Genomic DNA, 2,699 nt, shown 5'->3' on the forward strand with positions numbered 1-2,699 from the left:
GAACAACTTCAGATCCTCACGCACGTCCTCGAGCACGGCCGGCGCCTTCTCCTTGAGGAACATCTCCCGGCACCGCCCCTGCCAGCGCAGATAGTTCACGTAGTAGACGTTGCCGACCAGGTTGGTCTCCTCGAACCCGACAATGTGCCGAATCTCGTAGTAGCCGTCGCCCATGCCGCCTCCTCGCAAGCTCGGTGCCGGCGGGCCCGTCGCCTCGCAGGCTCGGCGTCGGGCCTGTGTTCGATGGCTCGCTCGCAAGCTCGCTCGCCATGGTCCCATCCATATCAGGAAGTGACGCATCCGCGCCGCATTCGAGCGTGCCCGCTGGGGATTGCCGTTGTCTTCTTCTGGCGTGCGGGAAACGGTTTCGGCTCCGTGGCACGGAGTTATGGTGATCGCATGTCGACTTTCCTTGGTGCGCTGCGCCGGTTGCTGCTCACGCCTTCGCTCGCCTCGGTGACGTTCGCCAAGCGGGGCTTCCCCGTCGTGGAGTCCGAGGCCACCCGCCGGTTGGAGTCCATTCCGCAGTCGGTGATCTGCGGGTTCGAGTGGGGCATCGACTCGCGCACCCTGTGGGAGGTCGAGCGCCGGCTCGCGATCGTGGAGCCGGAGTTCCGCGGCTTCGCCTACGAGGGCGCGACCATGGCCTACACCGTGCGGGACGCGATGGCCGGCGGCCGCGGCGGGTGCGCCCGCGAGTTGCTGCTCGGCCCGGGCCAGCCGCACATCTTCCTGACCTACATCGGAATCGGCTTCGCCATGGCCCGGTTGCCCCGGGTGCTGTGGAAGAAGGTGCTGCCCGATCTGACCGGGTCGCCGTACTTCCCGACGATGAGCTGGCTGGCGGTGGACGGCTACGGCTTCGACCGCGCGTACTTCGACACCAAGAAGTGGATCGACGGCCAGTACGTGCCCAAGTCGTACCCCTGGGCGGGCGCGCCGGACTACTTCCTCCGTGCGGTCGACCAGGGCATCGGCCGGGCGCTGTGGTTCATCCACGGCGGCAACCCGGCCGGCGTGGCCGCCGCGGTGCAGCGGTTCGCCGCGCACCGGCGGGCCGACCTGTGGAGCGGCGTCGGTCTCGCGGCCACGTTCGCCGGCGGCTGCGCGCCGGACGGGCTGGCCGCGCTGCGCGGCGCGGCCGGCGACCACCGGCCGGAGTTGGCGCTCGGCGTGGTGTTCGCGGTCAAGGCGCGCACCTACTCCGGTTTCGTGCCCGCGCACACCGAAACCGCCGCCGGCCGGCTGGCCGGACTGTCTCTTGCGGACGCCGTGCGGATCGCCGACGAGACCGAGGTTTCGGCGGACACGACCGGACCGGTGCCGGCCTATGAGCTGTGGCGGCAGCGGATCCGCGACCGGTTCGTTCCGGACGCCGGCCGCCTGGCGAGCTGAGCGGAAACTCTGCACTTCTGGAGTAGACGCTGCTCGGCGACCACGGCGAACATCTTATTCAGATAGCAATTCCCACCCGCCAAAGGGGGATATCTTGAGCAGCGCTTGGCGCGCCCTCCGGCGCCGCATTCTGACACCGAACAATCGCGCCGCATCTCTTGACGTGCGCGGGTTCCACAAGAAGAACCCGGAGGCGCAGGAACTGCTCGAAACGGTCGGCAAACGCTTCCTCGAGGGCTACGCGTACGCCGCCGAAGCGCGCACCCCGGCCGAGGCCGAGGAGTGGCTCGACGAGATTCCGGTGCGGTTCCGCGGGTTCGCCTACGAGGGCGCCGGAATGGGCTACGCGGTGCGGGACGGGCTGCCGTTCGGCCGGCACGACCACGTCGCCCGGTTCCTGGAAAGCCCCGGCGGCGCGGCTCAGGACTACATCATCTACGTCGGGGTCGGGTGGGCGATGGCCCGGCTGCCCCGGTTCGCCTGGCCGCGCGCCGAGGCGCTGGATCCGTTGCTGCGCTGGCTGTTGCTCGACGGGTACGGCTTCCACCAGACGTACTTCAAGACCCGCAGGTACGTCGAGCAGCAGTACCAGGACCCGCACTTCCCGTGGCCGGGCGGCGAGTCCGGTGGGTACGCCAACCGCGCCATCGATCAGGGGATCGGCCGGGCACTGTGGTTCGTCGGCGGCACCGACCCGGAACGAGTGGCCGACATGATCGAGGCGTTCCCCGAGGCCCGGCACGAGGACATGTTCGGCGGTGCCGGCCTGGCAGCCACCTATGCCGGCGGGGTCACCGAGACCGAACTGCGCAAGTTCCGGGAGCGGTCCGGCGTGCACTGGCCGATCGTCGCGCAGGGCAGCTCGTTCGCGGCCGAGTCCCGGGTGAAGGCTGGGCTCCTGGTGCCGCACACGGAACTGGCCACACAGGTGTTCTGCGGCACCGACGCGGTGCACGCGGCCCGGATCACCCAGGACGTGCGCCCGGCCACGCCGGTCGACGGCGAGGTGCCGGCATTCGAGGTCTGGCGCCAGGCCATCGCCGATCAGTTCGTCTCCCTTGGAGGTGCCAACTCATGAGCGCGACATTTGGTTGGTTGCGTCGTCAGCTTGCCGGGGTGGTTGCGGTGGTGTTGGTGGCGGGGATGTTTGTGGTGGGTCGGGGGGGGTTTCCGTCGGCGGCGGAGGCGGAGGTGATGGCGTCGGGGTTTGGGTTTGCGCCGATGTCGGTGGCGATGCCGTCGGGGTTCGCGCAGCAGGAGATTCGGCGGGTCAATCGGGATTACCAGCATATTGATGCGTGGAT

The 2,699-nt window shown here is 69.1% G+C and carries 2 protein-coding genes and 2 pseudogenes; 3 read left to right on the top strand and 1 reads right to left on the bottom strand.

Annotation, left to right across the window (positions count from 1 at the left end; genetic code table 11):
* A pseudogene (locus VFV67_RS00305) lies at positions 1–174 on the bottom strand (acyl-CoA thioesterase); the annotation flags it as partial.
* 225 nt (positions 175–399) lie between these two features.
* Between VFV67_RS00305 and VFV67_RS00310 the strand changes: the two are divergent.
* The 3 genes and pseudogenes from VFV67_RS00310 to VFV67_RS00320 form a co-directional block, all read left to right on the top strand.
* Positions 400–1,395, top strand: coding sequence for a DUF1702 family protein (locus VFV67_RS00310; protein WP_326466292.1), 996 nt, complete (start codon positions 400–402; stop codon positions 1,393–1,395).
* 94 nt (positions 1,396–1,489) lie between these two features.
* Positions 1,490–2,473, top strand: a complete 984-nt coding sequence (locus tag VFV67_RS00315; protein ID WP_326466293.1) for a DUF1702 family protein — start codon at positions 1,490–1,492, stop codon at positions 2,471–2,473.
* A pseudogene (locus VFV67_RS00320) lies at positions 2,470–2,699 on the top strand (RNA-binding protein); the annotation flags it as partial. The gene VFV67_RS00315 and the pseudogene VFV67_RS00320, both read left to right, overlap by 4 nt.

Source organism: Actinophytocola sp. (assembly GCF_035762905.1).
Lineage (GTDB): Bacteria > Actinomycetota > Actinomycetes > Mycobacteriales > Pseudonocardiaceae > DASYTH01.

Bases quoted from the DNA above. Each gene is read 5' to 3' on its own strand.
- VFV67_RS00310 (WP_326466292.1), top strand. From the start codon at position 400: ATGTCGACTTTCCTTGGTGCGCTGCGCCGGTTGCTGCTCACGCCTTCG.